The organism is Devosia pacifica (genome assembly GCF_014652635.1).
In the GTDB taxonomy this organism is placed as follows: Bacteria; Pseudomonadota; Alphaproteobacteria; order Rhizobiales; family Devosiaceae; genus Devosia; species Devosia pacifica.
This window is the reverse complement of sequence record NZ_BMZE01000001.1, coordinates 936,927-953,293: the sequence shown is the minus strand read 5'-3', so window position 1 is coordinate 953,293 and position 16,367 is coordinate 936,927. Positions and strand designations below refer to the sequence as shown.

At 62.0% G+C, this 16,367-nt stretch carries 16 protein-coding genes; 8 read left to right on the top strand and 8 right to left on the bottom strand.

Annotated features, from left to right (window positions below):
* The first annotated feature begins 186 nt into the window (after positions 1 to 186).
* Both IE127_RS04800 and IE127_RS04795 read left to right on the top strand, forming a co-directional pair.
* Entirely contained in the window at positions 187 to 702 is a 516-nt protein-coding gene (locus tag IE127_RS04800) for a cupin domain-containing protein (RefSeq protein ID WP_210310417.1), read from the top strand.
* Between the two features lie 47 nt (positions 703 to 749).
* Positions 750 to 1,580: an SDR family NAD(P)-dependent oxidoreductase gene (locus IE127_RS04795; protein WP_189423887.1), complete on the top strand. Its 831-nt coding sequence runs from the start codon at positions 750 to 752 to the stop codon at positions 1,578 to 1,580.
* 10 nt (positions 1,581 to 1,590) lie between these two features.
* On the opposite strand, the gene IE127_RS04790 is transcribed toward IE127_RS04795, so the two are convergent.
* The 4 genes from IE127_RS04790 to IE127_RS04775 all read right to left on the bottom strand — a co-directional run bounded on the left by IE127_RS04790 (position 1,591) and on the right by IE127_RS04775 (position 5,408).
* Positions 1,591 to 2,337, bottom strand: a complete 747-nt coding sequence (locus IE127_RS04790) for a GNAT family N-acetyltransferase (RefSeq protein WP_189423885.1) — start codon at positions 2,335 to 2,337, stop codon at positions 1,591 to 1,593.
* Positions 2,334 to 3,539, bottom strand: a complete 1,206-nt coding sequence (carA, locus tag IE127_RS04785) for a glutamine-hydrolyzing carbamoyl-phosphate synthase small subunit (protein ID WP_189423883.1) — start codon at positions 3,537 to 3,539, stop codon at positions 2,334 to 2,336. Before carA ends, IE127_RS04790 begins: the two co-directional genes overlap by 4 nt.
* A 162-nt stretch (positions 3,540 to 3,701) precedes the next feature.
* Positions 3,702 to 4,886, bottom strand: coding sequence for an MFS transporter (locus IE127_RS04780; RefSeq protein WP_189423881.1), 1,185 nt, complete (start codon positions 4,884 to 4,886; stop codon positions 3,702 to 3,704).
* 126 nt (positions 4,887 to 5,012) lie between these two features.
* The gene (locus IE127_RS04775) at positions 5,013 to 5,408 is read right to left on the bottom strand and encodes a hypothetical protein (protein ID WP_189423879.1); all 396 of its coding nucleotides are present in this window, start codon (positions 5,406 to 5,408) and stop codon (positions 5,013 to 5,015) included.
* Between the two features lie 76 nt (positions 5,409 to 5,484).
* On the opposite strand from IE127_RS04775, the gene dnaG reads away from it, so the two are divergent.
* From dnaG to IE127_RS04755, 4 genes are all read left to right on the top strand, one after another.
* On the top strand, positions 5,485 to 7,413 hold the full coding sequence (gene dnaG / locus IE127_RS04770) for a DNA primase (RefSeq protein ID WP_189423877.1): 1,929 nt from the start codon (positions 5,485 to 5,487) through the stop codon (positions 7,411 to 7,413).
* 260 nt (positions 7,414 to 7,673) lie between these two features.
* Positions 7,674 to 9,734 (top strand): RNA polymerase sigma factor RpoD, encoded by a 2,061-nt coding sequence (gene rpoD / locus IE127_RS04765; RefSeq protein WP_189423875.1) that lies wholly within the window; start codon positions 7,674 to 7,676, stop codon positions 9,732 to 9,734.
* A 49-nt stretch (positions 9,735 to 9,783) separates the two neighbouring features.
* The gene (locus IE127_RS04760; protein WP_189423873.1) at positions 9,784 to 10,077 is read left to right on the top strand and encodes a DUF2442 domain-containing protein; all 294 of its coding nucleotides are present in this window, start codon (positions 9,784 to 9,786) and stop codon (positions 10,075 to 10,077) included.
* 11 nt (positions 10,078 to 10,088) lie between these two features.
* Positions 10,089 to 10,382, top strand: coding sequence for an HlyU family transcriptional regulator (locus tag IE127_RS04755; RefSeq protein WP_189423871.1), 294 nt, complete (start codon positions 10,089 to 10,091; stop codon positions 10,380 to 10,382).
* Here IE127_RS04755 and IE127_RS04750 read toward each other — a convergent pair.
* From IE127_RS04750 to IE127_RS04735, 4 genes are all read right to left on the bottom strand, one after another.
* Positions 10,375 to 10,944, bottom strand: coding sequence for a hypothetical protein (locus IE127_RS04750; protein ID WP_189423869.1), 570 nt, complete (start codon positions 10,942 to 10,944; stop codon positions 10,375 to 10,377). The two genes, IE127_RS04755 and IE127_RS04750, sit on opposite strands and share 8 nt — an antisense overlap.
* Before the next feature lie 12 nt (positions 10,945 to 10,956).
* A complete protein-coding gene (locus tag IE127_RS04745) occupies positions 10,957 to 11,625 on the bottom strand; it encodes a tellurite resistance TerB family protein (protein ID WP_189423867.1) in 669 nt (222 codons plus the stop codon).
* Between the two features lie 146 nt (positions 11,626 to 11,771).
* Positions 11,772 to 12,146: a hypothetical protein gene (locus IE127_RS04740; RefSeq protein WP_189423865.1), complete on the bottom strand. Its 375-nt coding sequence runs from the start codon at positions 12,144 to 12,146 to the stop codon at positions 11,772 to 11,774.
* Positions 12,147 to 12,380: 234 nt separating this feature from the next.
* Positions 12,381 to 14,738, bottom strand: coding sequence for an OmpA family protein (locus IE127_RS04735; RefSeq protein WP_189423862.1), 2,358 nt, complete (start codon positions 14,736 to 14,738; stop codon positions 12,381 to 12,383).
* A gap of 222 nt (positions 14,739 to 14,960) precedes the next feature.
* Between IE127_RS04735 and IE127_RS04730 the strand changes: the two genes are divergently transcribed.
* Positions 14,961 to 15,380 carry a secondary thiamine-phosphate synthase enzyme YjbQ gene (locus IE127_RS04730; RefSeq protein WP_189423860.1) on the top strand — a complete coding sequence of 140 codons (420 nt, stop codon included), beginning with the start codon at positions 14,961 to 14,963 and terminating at the stop codon, positions 15,378 to 15,380.
* A 6-nt stretch (positions 15,381 to 15,386) separates the two neighbouring features.
* Positions 15,387 to 16,214, top strand: a complete 828-nt coding sequence (locus tag IE127_RS04725) for a sulfite exporter TauE/SafE family protein (protein WP_244639931.1) — start codon at positions 15,387 to 15,389, stop codon at positions 16,212 to 16,214.
* Positions 16,215 to 16,367: the final 153 nt, after the last annotated feature.

Below are 16,367 nucleotides of genomic sequence, written 5' to 3'. Positions count from 1 at the left end.
GCCTGACGGCGGGCCAAACAACGCTTGTGATCTCTTGCCGCCGGGATGTGACGCGCGAATGAAGGCGACATTTCGGACGCTATGCAGATTTGACCAGATGGTCAATTTATGACAGCCCGCAGCCTAGATTGTTGCAGGGGTGAACGGCCAGGCTGCGCAGGCGTTGAGCAGGAAAAGGAGACGATGATGGCGAATGGCAATTTATCGACCGTCCTTGCCGAGCACTTCGAGGATGACGGACGATTTCCCAACAGCGCTCTGCCGCTACTGATCTACAAGGGCGCCGGGCCGGCTGACGCAGACGGCATGGAGGTGCTGCTGCGGCGCAATGACTGGGCGCCGCAATGGCGCGGCGGTGTGTTCGACTATCACCATTATCATTCGACAGCGCACGAGGTGCTCGGTGTCTTCAGCGGCTGGGCCCGGCTGATGATGGGCGGGCCGCAAGGGCGCGAGCTGCTTGTCGAGGCAGGCGACATCGTCGTGATCCCGGCAGGCGTCGCGCACCAGCATGTCGGCTCAAGCGATGACTTCCAGCTGGCCGGCGGCTACCCGCCGGGACAGGAGTGGGACATTTTGCGCGGCGAGCCGGACGATCGCCCGCAGGCCGACAAGAACATTGCAGCAGTGCCGATGCCGCGCCGTGATCCGGTGGGTGGTGACAGCGGGCCACTACTGGAGTTGTGGGGCGAGGCGGACTAGTACGGTCCGCGACCGAAAGAGAACAACAGGCATTCTGGAGGATGAACATGGCAAGGCTGGACGGGACTGTATCGGTGGTAACGGGCGCGGGCCGGGGTATCGGCCGCGAGATTGCGCTGCATCAGGCGCGCGAGGGCGCGAAGGTTGCGGTGCTGGCGCGCACGAAGAGCCAGATTGAGGAGACCGTCTCTCTGATCGAAGAAGAGGGACACACTGGACTGGCGGTGCAGATCGACCTGACGAGCCGGGCGGATGTCGAACGCGCCCTCGGGCGCATCGTCGATGAACTCGGCCCGATCGACACGCTCGTTAATAACCACGGATCGTTCCGCGCATTCGGTCCGATCTGGGAGTGTGACCCGGACGAATGGTGGCAGGATATCGAGATCAATCTGCGCGGCACGTTCCATACCTGCCGTGAGGTGGCGCCTGCGATGCGCTCGCGCGGACGCGGGCGGATCGTCAATCTTGTCGGCGGCGGCACAGGCAACAGTTTTCCGAACGGGTCCGGTTATGCCTCGAGCAAGGCTGCGATCATGCGCTTCACCGAATGCCTCAACGATACGACCAAGGATGCCGGCGTGATGGCGTTCGCGGTCGATCCGGGGCTGGTTCGGACGGCAATGACCGAGCTGCAGCTCAACTCCCCCGAAGGGCAGGCGCATTTGCCGGGTATCCAGGAACTGTTTGAGAACGGGGTCAACATTCCGCCGGAGCGCGCCGCGGCGCTGATCGCGGACATTGCGGCTGGCCGGTTCGACGCGCTGGCTGGCCGGTTGCTGCGCGGCGTGGATGATCGCGACGAGCTCGAGCGGGAGATGACGCGACTGGCGGAGAATGATGACAGGGCGTTGCGCTTCAGCGGGATGCCGAGCTGACTCTTACGGATCAGTCCGCCGTGAGCGGGTGCTGCATCCAGTAATTGGGCTCGAGATAGGTGACGCGATCGGCATCGAGATCGATCTGGAGGGGGGCGAGGCCGCCCTCCAGATAGTACGCACCGGATTGAGGAAAGCGCAGGCCGGTCCATTTCTGCCATTGATCCGTTGACGCAGAGACCGTCATCGAGCGCGCGGCGATGCTGACGAAGCGTGCGCCCATAAGGACGTGCGTGCGCAGCCACGGATCAAACGGCGTGCCGTCTGGGCGGGTCCAGTGGCAGTAGGTATCGAAAGCCTGAAGCGGGTAGCGCGGCTTGCCGGTTGGGCGAACCGGCGCATACATCGCGGACAGATTGGCCTGGCGGGCAAACTGCTTCATCCGGGTCAGCATCTCTACTGCAAGGCCGGTCCTGCGATATTCAGGGACGATTGCGACCGAGAGCGCCGACAGTGCATTGCAGGCGATGCCTTTTTCACGGGCCGCGATTCCGGTGGCCAGGACCCAGTCCCAACCCTCGTCCGGTAAACTGCCACCCTCTGGCAACGGAAACGGAACGCAGTTAGCGAGGCCGACAACTGCGCCATCCTCGACGGCAATGGTCTGGAACGGCGACAGGTGCGGCTCGTAAAGCCGATACCAGTTGGCATGGTATGAGGCGGTCGACAGGTAGGCGGGCCAGACCGCGGAATTCATCGCCTCCGCCGGCGCCACAAGATCAGGGCGCTCGGCGGCTGTGATGAGCCTTATGCTCACGGCTTGGGATGTTCGGGCACCGCATCCATGCCCTTTTGCGCACGCACGTGGTTCAGGAACCGCGTGAACAGATAATGGCTGTCCTGCGGGCCGGGGCTGGCTTCCGGGTGATACTGCACCGAAAAGATCGGCTTGCCGTCAACCGCGAGGCCGGCATTCGAGCCATCGAACAGCGACAAATGGGTCTGGGTGACACCAGGCGGCAGGGTCTTGGCGTCTACCGCGAAGCCGTGGTTCATCGAGGTGATCTCGACCTTGCCGGTGGTCAGGTCCTTAACCGGGTGGTTGGCGCCATGGTGGCCCTGGTGCATCTTCGAGGTGGTGCCGCCAAGCGCGAGGCCCATCAACTGATGGCCGAGGCAGATGCCGAACATCGGCTTCCCGGCGTTCATCAGCTCCTTGATGGCGGGCACGGCGTAGTCACTCATCGCAGACGGATCGCCGGGGCCGTTGGACAGGAAAATGCCATCGGGATTCTGATCGAGCACGTCCTGCGCGGTTGCGGTGGCCGGCAGCACGGTGACCTTCGCGCCCTGTTCGGACAGGCAACGCAGGATGTTCCGTTTCGCGCCATAATCGATGGCGACGATGTGGAACTCCGGATTGGGGATGCTGGCGTAGCCTTCGCCCCATTTCCAGCGCGCCTCATCCCAATGATAGGTCTGCGCAGTCGAGACTTCGCGGGCGAGATCCAGCCCTTCTAGGCCCGGAAACGCTTCGAGTTCGGCCATGATCGAGGCTTCGTCGAAATCGCCGGAAGGTGCGTGCGCGATGACGCCATTGGGCATGCCGTTTTCGCGGATGCGGGCGGTGAGGGCGCGGGTATCGATGCCGGAGATGCCGATGATATTGCGCTTCTTGAGCCAGGCATCGAGCTTTTCGGCAGCGCGCCAGTTCGACGGATTGGTGACGTCGGCGCGCAGCACCGCGCCACGCACGCCAGAAAGCGCCGCCATGTTGACGGTTTCGATATCCTCGTCATTGGCGCCGACATTGCCGATATGCGGGAAGGTGAAGGTGATGATCTGTCCGGCATAGGAGGGATCGGTGAGGATTTCCTGATAGCCGGTCATCGCGGTGTTGAAGCAGACTTCGCCCGCAGCATGACCCTCGGCACCGATGCCATAGCCTTCAAGGCGCGTGCCGTCCTCGAGGATCAACAGGGCGGTCGTCTTCTTTTTCTGCCAGCCGGTCACGGTCATTCTCCAGGTCGGGCTCGCGGCGATGGGCGGACACACTGGTGTGGGTCCGGGCGAGCCTCATGTCGATGTCGGTCGAGAGACCCTCTTAAGAGGGCTGCAAGCAGCGCGCAAGAGCGCGTTGCGCATTCTGATATGGTGACGGTGCCGCATGACGCAACCCGGTCAGGCGGCCGTGGCATAGGCCGGGGGCAGTTGCTGCCGTCGGCTCTCCCATAGTGCCGACAGAATCGCGACGGCGACGGCGAACACCATGACGCCAACGCCGATACCCGGCAGAACCCGATAGCCGAAGCCGGCACCGATCAGCGCACTTGCAAAAGCGGCGCCGATTGCAATGCCGATGTTGAAGGCCGTCGGGATCATGGTGGAGGCAAGATTGGGCGCATCTGCCGCCCAGCGCAGGATGCGTGATTGCAGCGGCGAACCGAACGCGAAGCTGGCGCCGCCCCAGAGGAAAATCACGATCGCCATGATGACGGGATAAGGGCTGGCAAAATAGACGCAGGCATACATAACGCCTTGCAGCGCCAGAATGGCGATCAGCGAGGGAATAAGCTTCCAATCCGCAAGGCGGCCGCCGATGAACACACCTGTGGTGGCGCCTGTGCCGAACAGCAGCAACATTGCTGGCACCCAGGCGTCATCGATGCCGGTCACCGTGGTGAGCAGCGGGGCGATATATGTGAACAGGCTATACTGGCCGATCATCACCAGGACCGCGATGAGAAGCGAGAGGAGCACCTGCTGGCGCCCGAGAGCCTTGAGCTGGCTCAACATGCCGCTGCCAGTCGAAGCCTGTGCGGGCCGGTAGGGCAGAACGCGCCAAGCGGTGACGGATGCGGCGAGGCCAAGAGCGGCCACCGTCCAGAACGTTGCACGCCATCCCAGCGCATTGCCGATGGCCGTGCCGGCGGGGACGCCGATGACATTCGATACTGTCAGGCCCGACAGCAGCAGGGCGACAGCAAAGCCACGCTTGTCCTGCGGCACCAGCTCGACGGCGACGATGGCGGCGATACCGAAATAAGCGCCGTGAACCGCCGCAACCAACACGCGGGCCAGAAGCAGCAGTTCGAAAGTGGGCGCAATGGCGCAAAGGGCCTGCCCGAGCGTAAAGAGGGCGCAAAAGCCGACGAGAACCGTCTTGCGGGGAAGAGAGCGGGTAACGATCGCCAAGGTCGGACCGCCAACGGCGATGCCGATGGCATAGCCGGTTACCAAAAGGCCGGCGAGCGAGATTGAGGTGTCCAGCCCGGCGGCGACATCGGGGAGGACGCCAGCAATGACGAATTCGGCTGTCCCCATGGCGAATGCCGCGAGGAATAGCGTGAAAAGAGGCAGTGACATGATCAAACGTTCCGAGATTGCACCGGGTCTGATCATGTTCGGGGGGCCGAGTCCATGCCTGACCACCCTCGAGCGAGTGCATTCAGGGCTGCAATGTGCTCAGGGCATGCGCTGCGTGATCGCAACTCACTCGTAGATGACGGAGATTCCGGAGACGTTATTGACCCGCCGCGTCACGCGGGCCGTCTTTGCCAGGCGGACCGCAATCGAGCTCTCATCCGCCCATGACGCTTCCATCGAATCGGTGTCATAGGCGGTGATGAAGACGGCGGCGGTTTCCTGATCGAAAGCGCTGGTGGCGGGATGAACCGCCGCCTGGATGTTGCTGGCAGTATCCAGTCCGCACTGGACTGAGAACGTCGTGAGGGTGTTGGCGCCATCGGGAGAGGGCAACTCATCAACGATTTGCGGCGCGCATTGGGGTATGAGGGTGGATACCCCCCAAAGCCCGACCCCGAGTACGAGGGCGGGCACCGTGGTAAGCGCGACAAGCATCGTCAGGCTGAGGCGGTTTCTTGTCATCGGCACTGTTGTGCATAACCTGTGTACAAGACTGTTGCGGGTGACTTAGCGCAAGTAGCGGAGTAGTTACAGCGCCATGCGCTTCACGGACCAGTTTCTCGACGAGATCCGCCAGCGCCTGCCGATTACGCAGGTGGTGGGCGAGCACGTCTTGTGGGACAAGCGCAAGAGCCAGCCCGGCAAAGGCGATATGTGGGCCTGCTGCCCTTTTCATGGCGAGAAAAGCCCGAGCTTTCACGCCGATGACCGCAAGGGTATTTATCACTGCTTCGGGTGCGGTGCGCACGGCGACCATTTCCGGTTTCTGACGGAAAAGACCGGCATGAGCTTTCCCGAAGCCGTCGAGCGGCTGGCGGCGATGGCCGGCGTGCCGATGCCGGCGCGTGACGAACGCCAGGAAAAGCGCGAGCGCGTGGCGCGCGGGCTTTACGATGTAATGGAATTGGCTGCGAACTACTTCGAGGCGGCGCTGGCGCATAATATCGGGGCGCGGGCGCGCGGCTACCTGTTCGAACGCGGCGTTTCTGCCGGCGCCCAGACCAGATTCCGCATCGGCTATGCGCCAGACAGCCGGAACGGGCTCAAAGAGCACCTGGCAGCGAACGGCGTCTCGAGTGAACAGATGGCCGAGGCGGGGCTGGTGGTAGCCGGCGACGATATCGCGGTGCCCTATGACCGGTTTCGCAACCGGGTGATGTTCCCGATCCTCGATATGCGCGGGCGGGTGATCGCGTTCGGGGGCAGGGCGCTTTCCGCCGATGTGCCAGCGAAATACCTCAACTCTCCAGAGACACCGCTATTTCACAAGCGTTCGACGCTCTACAACGGCCAGACGGCACGGCAGGCGGCGCAAGACGGCAAGCCGCTGGTTGTGGTTGAAGGCTATCTCGATGTGATCGCGGCAGTCACCGCCGGTTTCGAAGGCGCGCTGGCGCCGCTCGGTACCGCGATGACCGAAGAGCACCTGCAACTGCTCTGGCGGATCAGCGACACGCCGATCCTGTGCTTCGATGGCGACGCGGCGGGGCAGCGTGCGGCGGAGCGGGTTGCGGGACTGGTGTTGCCGCATTTGAAGCCGGGCAAGACGGTGCGGCTGGCGACGTTGCCGGAAGGCCAGGATCCGGACGACCTGATCCGCAATGAGGGGCCGCGTGGCTTTGCCGAAGTTCTGGAGCGGGCCCGCAGTCTGTCGGACGTGATCTGGAGTATCGAGACCGGTGGCATGGTGCCGGAAACGCCGGAAGCGCGTGCGGCGCTCGAAGCGCGGCTGCGCGACCGTGCAAACTCGATCGCCGACACCTCGGTGCGCCGGCATTACGCGCAGGCGTTCGAGGAGCAATTGCGCGCATTTCTGGCGCCGCCACGCAATGAGCGCTGGCAATCTTCGCAAGGACGCCGTGGCGGGGCGCAGGGACGCCCACACTATGGGCGGGCCGGAGGCGCAAGCCCACGCGTGGTGATTTCGGAGAGCCTGCGCAACAGCCTGACGCGTCGCCCGACCGAGGCCAGTGCGCGCGAGGCGGTGATCCTGCTTAGCCTCGTGAACCACCCGGATCTCGTCAACGAGCGATTCGAATCACTTGCAACGCTGGACTTCGATTCGGCGAGCGGGCGGGATATTCTGGCGAGCATTCTCGATATCGTGATGCGGTTTCCTGAGATTTCGGCGAGCGATCTTGATGATGCTCTGCGTGGGCACGGACACAGCACTGCCCTCGACCGGATGCGGCAGATGCTTGCGCGCCAAGGTGTGTGGCAGGTCTCCTCGGAGATTGCCGCTCGAGACGCAGAGACCGGATTGAATCACGCGCTGGCCTTGCATAACAAGAAAGTTCAGCTAAATAAGGAACTCAAGGCAGCCGAAGCGGCGCTGGGCCAGGACCCGAGCGCAGAAACATTTGAGCGGCTGCGAGACATCAAGAACCAAATTACCACTGTGGATGGCACAGAGGCATTGATCGAGGGATTTGGTTCGTTATCGGGACGTGCGACGCGCAGTTTCTAGGGCTTGTATGGTCCGACGAAGGGGCGCGGTTTGCCGCATGGTGGCGAACGATAGTCAAACTGCAACGGTGTTAACACTTGCTTGACCAAATCTTAACCTTGTCTCGCGCAATTCCCACTTCAGCATGGTCTCCGGCGACGGCACGCCGGGTGGAACCCTGACCGCCTTTTTGGCGTAACCGGAGCCCGTTCGTCTGGCAATTCGAACGGCGCCCCTCGTTGACCGGCACCCGGCCGCCCACGGGTCCCGAGGAGCATTGTATGGCCACCAAGGTAGCTACCAAGCCCAGCAAAGAGAATGACAAGTCCGAATCGAACGCTCAGGATGCGTCCAATGACAGCCCGTTGCTGGACCTTTCCGATGCGGCGGTCAAGAAGCTCATCAAGGTCGCCAAGAAGCGCGGCTACGTCACCTATGAAGAGCTGAATGCGGTGATGCCCTCGGAGGAAGTGTCCTCCGAGCAGATCGAGGACATCATGTCGATGTTCTCCGACATGGGCATCAATGTCGTTGACGAGGACGAGGTCGAGGACACCGAAGTCGAAAAGGACGAAGAGGAGAGCAGCGGCGGCGAGCTGGCTCCTGCGGCCTCGACAGGCGGCGCCGTAACCTCGAAGTCCAATGCGCGCGAAGGCAGCGACCGCACCGATGATCCGGTGCGCATGTATCTGCGCGAGATGGGCTCGGTGGAACTGCTGAGCCGCGAGGGCGAAATCGCCATCGCCAAGCGCATCGAAGCCGGGCGCGAGACGATGATCGAGGGGCTTTGCGAGAGTCCGCTGACCTTCCAGGCGATCATCATCTGGCGCGACCAGCTTGCCGAAGGCGAGATTCTGCTGCGCGACATCATCGATCTCGAAGCGACCTATGCCGGCCCTGACGCCAAGCAGGCTGCGCCTGCGCCCGACATGGCGACGCTGATCGCACCGAAAACCGCCGAAGCCGAACGCGCCAAGCGCGGCGAGCCGCCGAAGCGCGCAACGCGTGCAGATGGTGAAGGCGAAGAGGGTGACGAGCAGAACCAGGAAAACGGCGACGACGACGACGACGATTTCGACAACGCGCTGTCGCTCTCGGCGATGGAAGCGGAGTTGAAGCCGACTGTGGTCGCAACGTTCGACCGGATCGCCGAAGCCTACGGCAAGATGCGCGAGCTGCAGGACCACTACGCCGAGGACCGCACCAAGGCAGTGAGCGAAAACGATCGCTCGACGCTCGAGGAATTGCGCGGCGAAGTGATCAACGACGTGAAGTCGCTGTCGCTCAACACCGGCCGTATCGAAAGCCTTGTCGAGCAGCTCTACGACATCAACAAGCGCCTGGTGCGGCTGGAGGGCCGGCTGTTGCGTCTGGCCGAGAGCTATGGCGTCAAGCGCGAAGACTTCCTTAAGAGCTACTACGGCAACGAAGTGAACCCGAACTGGGACGCATCACTTGCCGAGCGCGGCAAGAGCTGGGCCGAGTTCGCGCGGCGCGAGGCCGACACGGTGGCCGAACTGCGCGGCAACGTGGCAACGCTTGCCTCGGAAACCGGCCTCAACATCGCCGAGTACCGCCGCATCGTTCACAAGGTGCAAAAGGGCGAGCGCGAAGCGGCCATCGCGAAGAAGGAGATGGTCGAGGCCAATCTGCGTCTCGTGATCTCGATCGCCAAGAAGTACACCAACCGCGGGCTGCAGTTCCTCGACCTGATCCAGGAAGGCAATATCGGCCTGATGAAGGCGGTGGACAAGTTCGAGTACCGTCGCGGCTACAAGTTCTCGACCTATGCCACCTGGTGGATCCGGCAGGCGATTACACGTTCAATCGCCGACCAGGCGCGCACCATCCGTATTCCGGTGCATATGATCGAAACGATCAACAAGATCGTGCGGACGAGCCGTCAGATGCTCCACGAAATTGGCCGCGAGCCGACGCCGGAAGAGCTCAGCGAAAAGCTGCAGATGCCGCTCGACAAGGTTCGCAAGGTCCTCAAGATCGCCAAGGAGCCGATCTCACTGGAAACGCCGATCGGCGACGAGGAAGATTCGAACCTCGGCGATTTCATTCAGGACGTGAATGCGATCCAGCCGATCGATGCGGCGATCCAGTCGAACCTCAGGGAGACAACGACTCGCGTTCTGGCATCGCTGACGCCGCGTGAGGAGCGTGTGTTGCGCATGCGCTTCGGTATCGGCATGAATACCGACCATACGCTCGAGGAAGTCGGCCAGCAGTTCTCGGTGACGCGCGAGCGTATCCGTCAGATCGAGGCGAAGGCGCTGCGCAAGCTGAAGCACCCGAGCCGCAGCCGCAAGCTGAGGAGCTTCCTCGACAACTAAAGCGCGCTAGCGCCGTTGCGTCACGAAGGAAACCAGAAGGGCGGGTTCAATGCCCCACAAGATCACCTCCGTGCGCACGGCGCCGCCATTCAAGCTGCAGGTGCAGTTCGAGGATAACGCTTATGGTGTGTTCGACTGCTCGCACCTGATCGAGGAACCCGGTTCCGGCACAGCGTTGAAGGACCGGCGGTATTTCGGCAAGGTGCAGCTCGAAAACGGGGTGCCGACCTGGCCCAACCATTATGATATCTCGCCGGACTGGATCCGCGAGGAACTGGAGCGTACGGGCGGGCTGGAACTGCCGCGCCCGGTTCGGAGACAGCCGTCGCGGCGGCAGGGTTAGGAGTTTAGTCGATGTCTTTTCTCAAGAAGCTTTTTGGCGGCGGCAATGATGGCGACACCAAGGATGGTGGCGACAAGGTGCTGGGCGAGGAGGGCTATAAGGGGTTCACCATCAAGGCTTTGCACATGCAGGCCGGCAGCGAGTTGCAGCTGGCGGGCTTGATCGAGAAAGAAATCGACGGCGAGCTGAAGACCTACCGCTATGTGCGCGCCGACCGGATGTCGTCAAAGGATGATCTGATTCCGCTGGCGCTGTCGAAGGGCCGGCAGATCATCGACGAGCAGGGCGAGCAGATCTTCAAGTAGTTCGCTGTTCGGCGACGCGTATCGCTTCTGCGAGCCACTCTGCCTTTTTCTCAAAGCCAACGCCTCTTGCACTGAGATGCGTGACCGGCGTGTGCGGAAGGCCGTGCCGTCTGCAAACGCGTGCTGCCGCTTTGCCGAGCGCCACAACGTGGCGGCTTCCAATCTCGTAACGTGCCACCGCCTCGAACGAGGCATCGATTGCTGTCGTCGGGATGGTTTGTGAGCGGGTCTGCGGGAGCAGGTGAAAGGTGTGGGTGAGGTAGAGATCTCGTCGGGAGCGCTTGAGGCGAAGCAATGCCATGTTAAGCACGCGGTTGAATGGCATTGTAGCGATAAAGCCGTGTTTCAGCAGCTCGTCGCGATACGCGATGGCTGAAGGGGCATCAAGGTAGTTGTAGCTCAACAAGACTGGCCCGAAGCCGGAGCACCCGCTGATGTGATAGGGTGTCGTCCATTCGCCTTCCAGACCCACATCTGCAAAGCTCGGATATCCAGAAAGACTGAACTGGCGCCTGCGCTCGACACAGGCACGATAGTGCAGCGTCGAGCGCAAGTCGTTCATCGTCGGCTCCGGCTAGCGGGCGCCGGCAGGGGTGTATGCGGACGCATCGACGGGCGCCTCAACGCCGCCCGGTGGATGCTCCTCGGCAGTCTTGTGAATCTCGGCAACAAGCTGCGGATCAAGCTTCAGGCGGTTCGCAAGAGCCTGCAGATACTCCCGTTCGGTGGCCGTATCCGCAGTAATCGCAACGAGCGAAGCGGCGTAGATCTCCGCTGCATGTTCTGGTGTGTCCGCGCGCGAGACGACCGCCTCGATGTCGAGCGGGCGCGAAAGCTCATCGAACACCCATGCCTTTTCTTCGGCGCTGAGGTTCATGCTTTCGAGCCGGGTGAAGATCGCTTCCTTTTCGTCGCCGTCAATGCGGCCATCGGCCTTGGCTGCAGCGATCATCGCGCGGACCAAAGTTTTGCCGAGTTCTTCCTGCGCCGCTTCATCGCCGGCGGGCGGGATGAAGGCGTCTTCACTGGTCTTCTGGCCGCTATTGTGTTTTTGCCAGGCGCTGTAGGCGAGGCCGCCGACGGCGGCGAGGGCACCAAGCTTTGCAGCATTGCCCAGCAGCTTTGTGGGCTTTCCGCCGCCCAGCAGCATACCCGCAGCGAGGCCAGCGGCACCGCTCATGGCCTTGCCTTGCACGGCCTTATCCGTCTGCAGCGACTTGATGATCTGATCGATATTGAACATGGGCCTCCACCTTGGTGCTTTGTTATCCAAAGGTGGGGAGCGCCGATTGGGCCTGCAAGTGCGACATAAAAGAAGCCCCGGCAGGGAAACCGGGGCTTCAGATCGCTTCAGAGGGAGGGCTGAAGCTCAGGGAGTGCTTATTGTTTTTATTGAACCGGTTCTTCGACCGGGGCAACCGCCTCGTCGCCATCAGCAGCCGTGGTTTCAGTGCCAACCGGAGCCGAAGGTTCAGCCGGTGCGACCGGGGTTGCGCTTTCGGCAGGAGTTTCGGTCAGCGGGGTGACATCACCAACGGGAGCGGCCGGCTCAGCGGCAGGTGCTTCAACAGCAGGCGCGGTCTGTACGTCCAGATTGGTCGTGGTCGACGGACCGGAATTTGCAGAGAACACCAGATACCCAATTGCCAACAGAGCCAGTGCGACGATGATGCCGACAAACCAGCCGGTGCCGTTACTCTCGCGGGTGTAAACAGTGCGGTTGCCGTCTTCTGTATAGAGGCGATCGCGATCAGGGGTAGCCATGATTACAGTCCTCATTGTTCTTCATTCGTATGGCGAGAAAACGTGACCGCGTGGACGAACGTTCCCAAGGTCGTGATCAGAACTCAAATTGCAGAAAAATATAGATATATCAGTGGCTTGCAATGTTTTTTGAGGTGTTTCTTGCTCAATCGATTGCGGCAATTGTGTGAATTGTGAAAAGAAAAAAGGGCCGCACCCAAGTGCGACCCTCTCTGGTTGCAGATTATTGGCTGCCTACTGAGCGCTGGCCGACTGATTCGGCGTGATCAGCGGCGTAATCCTGCGGATCGTGACGCGGCGGTTGGAACGCTCTGCCTGTTCGGTCCTGACTTTCAGGTAGCGCTCACCGTAACCCTGGGTGACCAGGTTCTCCGGCGGCACCCCATAAAAGTCCGTCAGGACGCGGGCAATGGTGGCGGCGCGCTGGTCGGACAGTTGAAGATTGGACAAGTCGCTGCCGACGGCGTCGGTGTGACCCTCGATCAGAAACGTTTCCGCCGGGTTTTGGTCGAGCACATCAAGCATCGCGTTTGCAACGGAGCTAAGGGCGCCGACCTGATCCCGTCCGATGCTGGCCGAGCCGGTGTCGAACGTCAGATTGCCGACCTCAAGGCGACGAACGCTATCGCGGACACGGGCGGAGCGCTTGACCTCGTCGATCGAGTAGAGACGCGCGACCTGCTCAACCGGCGGCTGGCTGAAGAAGGTCTCGATCTGCTGCTCGTCGGCATTGTCTGCATCGAGAACATATTCGCTCACCGGAATGTCGAGACGCAGCGGCGGAAGTTCGTCTGCCGGGTCGCGCCACTCCAATAGATTGTCGTCATAGCGATCGTCGAAATACGCGAGGACGTACTCGCGTCCGTCCGGCGTGATGCGGCTGCGGCGAAGAATGTCGCCATTGCGATTGCGCACGGTCACGACCTGGCTGCCATCGGCGTAGTTGACGGTCTCGCGAACGCGACCGTTGCCCAGCCGTTCGTAATAGACTTCTTCCTCGCCATCCGCTTCAACGAAGCGGTCCGTGTCCTGGCCGCGGTTGTTGATGTAGAGCTGATTGCCCAACTGCACGACGACGCTGCCAAGAAGCGCGCTGACGTTGTTCTCGTTGTTGTTGATCGTCGTGTTGTTGCTGGTGTTATTGGTGACGTTGGACTGGTTCACCACCGTCACGTTCTGAGGCACACCCACCAGATCGAGAGCCTGAGCTTCAACGCGCTCGCCTTGCTCCTCGGAGACAGGGGCAACCTGCGAGGCCTGAACCTCGAACGAGGCCTGTGCATCAAGGTCTGACTGTGGCGGTGCCAGACGCTGTTCCGGTGCCGAGACTGCAGTTCCTTGCGGAGCCTGCTGCTCGGTGCCTTCTGCTGGCTGAGGAGCGGCAACCTGCCCATCCTGTTGCGGCTGTGCGCCTGTGCCGTTCGACTGCTCGTCCTTGGCGCTGTCGAGCACAGGGGCAACGTCTTCCTGGCTCACGCCTTCCGGAAGGTTTTCAATCACCTCGACAGGCTGTTCCGAGGATTGCTGATCCTGCGGTTCTTCGCCTTCGACAGGCGCAGGCTGCTGTTCGGCAGGCTGCGGCTCGGCCGCTGAACCAGCATCAAGCGCAGGAACTGCGGGCAGTTCAAGGCCATACTCTGCGAGACACGCCTCGGTGGAGGGGAAGCCTGCATCCGCGCAGAGACGATCGATTTCAGCGCGAGCGCCATTTATACGGGCGCGCGCTTCTTCAGTATCGGCACCGGACATCATGTCTGCCACCGCAGCGCTATAGGCATCGACCTGCGCTGACACTTCGGCCTGGACATTGGCAGCCGGCGCGGCTGGCTGTTGATCTGCTGGCTGGTCCGATTGAACCTCAACCTGCTGATCCTGTTCAGCGGCGGGATCTTCCGCAACCGGCTCGGGGGCGGGATCTGCAGGCGCTGCGGATGGTTCAGCCTGGGGCTCTGCGGCCTCGGGTGCCGGCTGTTCAGGGGCGGGCTCTTCACTTGCCTCGGGAGCGGGCTGTTCCGGCGCCGCTTCCTGGGCGACCGGCTCTTGCTCAGCCGGCTCTTGCTGTGCCTGCTCCGGCGCCGGGTCTGCAGCCTCTGCCGGCTGTGGCTCTACCTGCTCTTGAGGTGCTTCTTCAGCTGCGGGTGTTTCGGCCTCTGCTGGCACCGGCTCGGGGGCAAGCTCCGGCTCAGGCTCCGGCTGTACTTCCGCTTCAGCCTCAACTTCGGGGGCTGGTTGTTCAGCGGCGGGCTCTGGCGCGGCTTCTGGCGCCGGCTCCTCTGGAGCAGCCTCCGCTGCCGGTTCTGCCGGTGCGGGCTCTTCAACAGCTTGTTCTTCCGGGGCTGGCGCTGGCTGGCCAGCGCCACCGCCCTGCAGTTCGGCGATGCAGGCATCAAGGCTCGGATAGCCGGCGACGATGCACATCTCGGTCAGGCTCGCGCGGGCCTGTTCCACGGCGGCAGCATCGCCCGATTCCTGAGCGGAAACATAATTCTGGTATGCGGCTTGCAGCTCGACGTTCTGAGCTTGTGCGGAGATTGGCGCCAGGGCCAGCATGCCCAGGCTTGTACCGGTCAGCAGCCAGGTTCTTAAGCGCATCGTTTTTCCTTTGTCATGAACAGTCGGGTCGACAGGATTTCCGCCAGACGCTGTGAACCGGGTCTGAACGGCTGCGGTCCTGTCGCCCTCACCCCTCGCTCGTCCGCAACGTTCCGAACCCTCGCCGGTTCCAGCAAGCGACGGGGTTGACGGTTTCACCGGTGTTGCACTGGCAGCCGCAAAGCCGCGTATGGTAAGCCCGATGAGAAAAGCGAGGGCGCGATGCAACAGAGCTTCGAGACCGTATCGATCGATACGCGAGGCGGTGGGATCTATGAGTTCACCAACAAGGTGGAACAGTTCGTCGGCAGCAGGAGCGTCGATACCGGACTGCTGACACTGTTTGTACGCCACACTTCCTGTTCGCTGCTTGTGCAGGAGAATGCCGATCCTGACGTCAAGACGGACCTTCAGGGGTTTTTTGCGCGACTTGTGCCGGAAGGGATGGACTGGATTGTCCATACCACGGAGGGGCCTGACGACATGCCGGCGCATATTCGCAGCGCTCTGACGCAGACCTCGCTGAGCATTCCTGTCGCCGATGGCCGCATGGTGCTCGGCACCTGGCAGGGGATCTATCTGTTCGAGCATCGGCGTCAGCCACACAGGCGGTCAATCGCGATGCATCTCATCGGAGACTAGGCGGCTTTGCAGGCGGACATTTCAGCCTATCTGCCGTTCCTGCTCGGGCTGATGGCGACCGGCGTTGTGTCTGGCGTCGCAGCAGGCTTGCTGGGCATCGGTGGCGGGGCGATCATCGTGCCGGCGCTCTCCAATGCGCTGCTGCTGATGGGCTATGAGCCAGAGGTGGTGATGCACGTCGCGGTCGGGACCTCGCTTGCGGTTATCATCCCAACGGGTTTCGTCAGCGCCCGGTCGCATTATCGGCGTGGGGCGCTCGATATCGACAGGCTCAAACTATGGGTGCCATTCATCGTCGCTGGCACACTGATCGGCGGGCTGATGGCGGGCCTTTACAGCGGCAATGTGCTGCGCGTGATCTTCGCGACTATGTCGTTTCTTATCGCCGCCAACATCGTATTTTCTCTGCAGTCCCGGCTGATGGGGCATCTGCGCGAATCAAAAGCCAGCAACCGGGCAATTGCCTTTATCGTGGGGTATGTTTCGGCGCTGATGGGCATCGGCGGCGGCTCGCTCTCGGTACCGAGCATGGTAGCGTTCGGCGCGAGCATGCATCGAGCGGTCGGCACCTCCGCCGCACTGGGCGTGGCGATTGCGATTTCCGGTACGATCGGATTCATCGTTTCAGGCTGGGGCGCATCGTCGCGACCGCCGCTGAGCTTTGGCTATGTCAATCTGCCGGCGCTGCTGAGCATTGCTGTAATGGCTGCCCTATGCGCCCCGATCGGGGCGGCGCTGGCACATCGGCTGGACCAGAAGGCACTGAAATACGTGTTTGCCGCGTTCCTGATCCTGGTCGGGCTCAACATGCTTTGGAAGGTGCTGGCGATCTAGCGGAATGCGAGGGAAAGGTGGGGGTCGGTGGGAGCAGGTGACTACGGTATTTAGCTCCCACCTCCCCAAGCCCCTCGTCATACGAGAGGGGTGGTCCTACGCAACCCCGAATGGCATTTGCTCCACCGTTAAGTGGAGTGCGTTGCATTCAGG

Excerpts from the sequence above, each read along its gene's own strand:
- IE127_RS04800 (WP_210310417.1), top strand. The coding sequence starts at position 187 with ATGGCGAATGGCAATTTATCGACCGTCCTTGCCGAGCACTTCGAGGAT.
- IE127_RS04795 (WP_189423887.1), top strand. The coding sequence starts at position 750 with ATGGCAAGGCTGGACGGGACTGTATCGGTGGTAACGGGCGCGGGCCGG.
- carA (WP_189423883.1), bottom strand. The coding sequence starts at position 3,539 with ATGACCGTGACCGGCTGGCAGAAAAAGAAGACGACCGCCCTGTTGATC.
- IE127_RS04780 (WP_189423881.1), bottom strand. The coding sequence starts at position 4,886 with ATGTCACTGCCTCTTTTCACGCTATTCCTCGCGGCATTCGCCATGGGG.
- IE127_RS04775 (WP_189423879.1), bottom strand. The coding sequence starts at position 5,408 with ATGACAAGAAACCGCCTCAGCCTGACGATGCTTGTCGCGCTTACCACG.
- dnaG (WP_189423877.1), top strand. The coding sequence starts at position 5,485 with ATGCGCTTCACGGACCAGTTTCTCGACGAGATCCGCCAGCGCCTGCCG.
- rpoD (WP_189423875.1), top strand. The coding sequence starts at position 7,674 with ATGGCCACCAAGGTAGCTACCAAGCCCAGCAAAGAGAATGACAAGTCC.
- IE127_RS04760 (WP_189423873.1), top strand. The coding sequence starts at position 9,784 with ATGCCCCACAAGATCACCTCCGTGCGCACGGCGCCGCCATTCAAGCTG.
- IE127_RS04755 (WP_189423871.1), top strand. The coding sequence starts at position 10,089 with ATGTCTTTTCTCAAGAAGCTTTTTGGCGGCGGCAATGATGGCGACACC.
- IE127_RS04750 (WP_189423869.1), bottom strand. The coding sequence starts at position 10,944 with ATGAACGACTTGCGCTCGACGCTGCACTATCGTGCCTGTGTCGAGCGC.
- IE127_RS04745 (WP_189423867.1), bottom strand. The coding sequence starts at position 11,625 with ATGTTCAATATCGATCAGATCATCAAGTCGCTGCAGACGGATAAGGCC.
- IE127_RS04740 (WP_189423865.1), bottom strand. The coding sequence starts at position 12,146 with ATGGCTACCCCTGATCGCGATCGCCTCTATACAGAAGACGGCAACCGC.
- IE127_RS04735 (WP_189423862.1), bottom strand. The coding sequence starts at position 14,738 with ATGCGCTTAAGAACCTGGCTGCTGACCGGTACAAGCCTGGGCATGCTG.
- IE127_RS04730 (WP_189423860.1), top strand. The coding sequence starts at position 14,961 with ATGCAACAGAGCTTCGAGACCGTATCGATCGATACGCGAGGCGGTGGG.